Genomic DNA, 3,997 nt, shown 5'->3' with positions numbered 1-3,997 from the left:
TCAGAGAGCTGGGATATCCTTCCACAAAACAGTTGAGCCGTTGGGTGCGGATTTATGAACAGAAGGGCGATTTACCCAGAGATTTAAAGCCAAGGGAACGCTATTCACGTGCGCAGAAAATTGCTGCTGTCGAGCATTATCTTACACACGGTGGATGCCTGTCGTTCACTCGTCGCGCCATTGGTTACCCCAGCAACGAGGTTCTCAAATCCTGGATTCGGGAATTTTACCCGAACAGCCGTCCTCTGGTTATTCGCTCAGGCACAAACAAATGCTTCAGCCCGGAAGAGAGAGATCAGGCCGTCAGAGAGCTCTGCAGCAGACGTGGAACCGCGCTTAAGGTTGCACAAAACATAGGCGTCAGCGTTCCAGTCCTGTACAAATGGAAGAAAGACCTTATCAGTGACGAGGCTTATCAATCCATGCGCAAACGAAAAGCTGCCCTTAAAGATAAAAACCAGGATGCTTTGCTCGATGAAATCCAGCGTCTCAGACAGCAGGTTCATCAGCTGCAGCTCGAACGGGACATACTGACAAAAGCGAATGAACTGATAAAAAAAGACCTGGGCATCAGCTTTCTGACCCTGAAGAACAGGGAGAAAACCCAGATCGTTGATGCCCTTAAGAAAAAGTATCCCGTTGCTGAGTTGCTTGGCGTTCTGCAACTTGCCCGCAGCTGCTATTTTTACCACAAAGCCAGCCAGCGCTTGAGTGATAAGTATGCGGAAATACGCGTGATCATGGCGGAGATCTTTGAGGAAAACTACTGCTGCTATGGCTATCGACGTCTTCATGCGATGCTTCGTATTAACAACCGGTTTATTTCTGAGAAGGTTGTCCGCAGACTGATGGCAGAAGAACAGCTCGTTGTTAAGCGCACCAGGCGACGACGATACAACTCTTACTGTGGAGAAATCGGCCCGGCACCGGAAAATCTGCTCACCCGGGATTTTAGTTCCTGCAGCCCAAATGAAAAGTGGCTGACCGATATCACCGAGTTCCAGCTTCCGGCTGGAAAAGTGTATCTGTCGCCGGTTATTGACTGCTTTGATGGCCAGGTAGTGAGCTGGTCGATAGGAACACGCCCGGATGCAACGCTGGTGAATACCATGCTTGATGATGCGATCAGCACGCTCAGCGCAAATGACAAACCGGTGATACACAGCGACCGCGGTGGCCATTATCGATGGCCGGGTTGGCTTGATCGTATCAACACATCCGGACTTATAAGGTCCATGTCGCGCAAAGGATGCTCGTCGGATAATGCGGCGTGTGAAGGCTTCTTCGGGCGGGTCAAAAATGAAATGTTCTATGGAAGAAACTGGGCAGGTATAACGCTGGAAAAATTTATCTGCTTTCTGGACAGATACATACGCTGGTATAACGAGAAGCGTATCAAGCTATCATTAGGTGCAATGAGTCCGGTGAAGTACCGACAGCATCTTGGGATCACAACATAACTGTCCAGGAAAACATCCGCAGCCCCCAGGCGGACATTACTATTGAGCCATTACAATGTTAGTGCGCACAACAAAGATTATGTTAAATGTTGAAATAAATGATATGATAATCAATATGTTACGTCGGTGTCAGTCACTTCCCCACTCCAGTAACCAGTCATGGAAGTTTAAGGAACAGAGTCCGCTCATGAGTTTGTGATGCCTTAAATCCATGGTGAACATAGAAGCCTTTGGCTTCTTCAGTAAGCGCGTGAACCATTATCGCACGAACGCCAATATTCTCAGCTACGCGATAACAGCGTAGAACCGCATCGTGAAGTAAATCGGCGCCAACCCCTTTTACGTGCAATGAGATATCTACCGCCAGGCGAGCGAGTATAATCACCGGTATAGGATCTGGCATGTTACGCCGAAGACTACCTGTCGCTTCCGTATGGTTAACGCTACCGGTGGCCAGAGAGTAAAAACCAGCTACTTGCTTCGTACCCGTCTTGCAAACAACGAACGTTCGGGCAGCGCCAAGAGCCTGATTTTTTAAACCTCTCTGTTTTAGCCATTCATCGAGTACCGTTTCTCCACTGACGAACTCTGCCAGTTGATGGGCGCTGGATAACGGCTCGGGCGCTGTTATACATCCCACTGAGGTTTCCTTGCCAGTAGTTTATTAATGGCGGGCTCATCCTCGACTGGTGCATCGAGCATATCGATGAACTCTGCATACTGTTCGTCGTTAAAATTGAAAACACGGCGATCAAGGATCACGTTCTCCGCAGCCTTGCAGGCCATCTCAAGAATGAAGTCGGTTCGCGATTTATGAAGGATTTCTGCAGCGGCATCGATGAGTGCCCTCTGAGACTCTTTAGCTCTTAGGTTGAGTTGAACATCTGATTTCATACACACCTCTTTTGTATAGCGATTGCTATACAAGCATAACACAACACGAACGTATAGCAAATGCTATGCACCTCAAAGTGCCGAAAATGAGTTTTATATTAAATATCAACAGGTTGAAACATAACAGCAAGACTGGAAGCAACATTAAAGTGTATCCTCAACAATCCCACCATTAAGGTGAAAACACGGAATGTGGCCCCCAAGGTCTTTTCAGCAAAAGCCATCTCAAACTTCATTTCTATAGTCTGAAATCAAGATCGGCATTTTTGACCCTCTGATATGTTTCGTCATCTGGTGCGGCGGGTATTTTTGCTCGTGTAATCGCTGAAATGGCTGCTTTACACAATTTTGCATCACCCTCTTTTGCTGTCGCACTGTTCACTGAACCATCAGGCTGAAGAGAGATACGGATAGAGCAGGTTTGTCCTTTATGCGCATCGGGTTCATACATTTCGGCAACAATGGCATTCCTTATTTGTGTCGCATATCCGAGTATTTTTGAATGCTCCGGGGGAACTGTTGGAGATCGTAGGCCACCTAAAAGATCATCAACTTCCGCAGATTTATCGCTGTCGGGCATAACCCTGACGTTTGTTTTTTGAGTATGGTTTGAACAGGCAGTTATAAGTAGAAAAAGGGTGAGTATGGGCGCTGACAACACTCTTAAATACATGTTAAAACTCCTGTTTTCATCTCCAGGTGGCTTTGTTGAATAAATCGAACTTTTACTGAGTTGAAGGATCATATCACGCATCTTCCCGACAACGCAGACCGTTCCGTGGCAAAGCAAAAGTTCAGAATCACCAACTGGCCCACCTACAATAAAGCCCTCATCAACCGTGGCTCCATAACTTTCTGGCTGGATGATGAAGCTATTCAGGCCTGGTATGAGTCGGCAACGCCTTCATCACGGGGAAGACCTCAGCGCTATTCTGATCTCGCCATCACCACCGTTCTGGTCATTAAACGCGTGTTCAGGTTGACCCTGCGGGCTGCACAGGGTTTTATTGATTCCATTTTTACACTGATGAATGTTCCGTTGCGTTGCCCGGATTACACCAGTGTCAGCAAGCGAGCAAAGTCGGTTAATGTCAGTTTCAAAACGTTCACCCGAGGTGAAATCGCGCATATGGTGATTGATTCCACCGGGCTGAAGGTCTTTGGTGAAGGCGAATGGAAAGTCAAAAAGCATGGCCAGGAACGCCGCCGTATCTGGCGTAAGCTGCATCTCGCCGTTGACAGTAAAACACATGAAATCATCTGCGCTGACCTGTCGCTGAACAATGTGACGGACTCAGAAGCCTTCCCGGGTCTTATCCGGCAGACTCACAGAAAAATCAGGGCAGCATCGGCAGACGGCGCTTACGACACCCGGCTCTGTCACGATGAACTGCGGCGTAAGAAAATCAGCGCGCTTATCCCTCCCCGAAAAGGTGCGGGTTACTGGCCCGGTGAATATGCAGACCGTAACCGTGCAGTGGCTAATCAGCGAATGACCGGGAGTAATGCGCGGTGGAAATGGACAACAGATTACAACCGTCGCTCGATAGCGGAAACGGCGATGTACCGGGTAAAACAGCTGTTCGGGGGTTCACTGACGCTGCGTGACTACGATGGTCAGGTTGCGGAGGCTATGGCCCTGG

At 48.4% G+C, this 3,997-nt stretch carries 5 protein-coding genes; 2 read left to right on the top strand and 3 right to left on the bottom strand.

Features of this window, described 5'->3' with window-relative positions:
* Nucleotides 1-1,460 (top strand): IS3 family transposase (locus HMPREF1144_RS24675; protein WP_009654333.1); only part of this gene is annotated, 1,460 nt, incomplete at its 5' end.
* 157 nt (nt 1,461-1,617) lie between these two features.
* On the opposite strand, the gene HMPREF1144_RS24670 is transcribed toward HMPREF1144_RS24675, so the two are convergent.
* The 3 genes from HMPREF1144_RS24670 to tolA form a co-directional block, all read right to left on the bottom strand.
* Entirely contained in the window at nt 1,618-2,100 is a 483-nt protein-coding gene (locus tag HMPREF1144_RS24670; RefSeq protein ID WP_009654334.1) for a GNAT family N-acetyltransferase, read from the bottom strand.
* Nucleotides 2,088-2,354, bottom strand: a complete 267-nt coding sequence (locus HMPREF1144_RS24665) for a DUF1778 domain-containing protein (protein ID WP_003026799.1) — start codon at nt 2,352-2,354, stop codon at nt 2,088-2,090. Before HMPREF1144_RS24665 ends, HMPREF1144_RS24670 begins: the two co-directional genes overlap by 13 nt.
* Before the next feature lie 238 nt (nt 2,355-2,592).
* A complete protein-coding gene (gene tolA, locus HMPREF1144_RS24660; protein ID WP_042928448.1) occupies nt 2,593-3,027 on the bottom strand; it encodes a cell envelope integrity protein TolA in 435 nt (144 codons plus the stop codon).
* A 60-nt stretch (nt 3,028-3,087) separates the two neighbouring features.
* Between tolA and HMPREF1144_RS24655 the strand changes: the two genes are divergently transcribed.
* A partial coding sequence (locus tag HMPREF1144_RS24655) for an IS5 family transposase (protein WP_077251539.1) occupies nt 3,088-3,997 on the top strand: 910 nt, incomplete at its 3' end.

Source organism: Klebsiella sp. OBRC7 (genome assembly GCF_000293135.1).
Taxonomy (GTDB): domain Bacteria; phylum Pseudomonadota; class Gammaproteobacteria; order Enterobacterales; family Enterobacteriaceae; genus Klebsiella; species Klebsiella michiganensis.
This window is presented reverse-complemented; position numbering and strand designations above follow the sequence as displayed.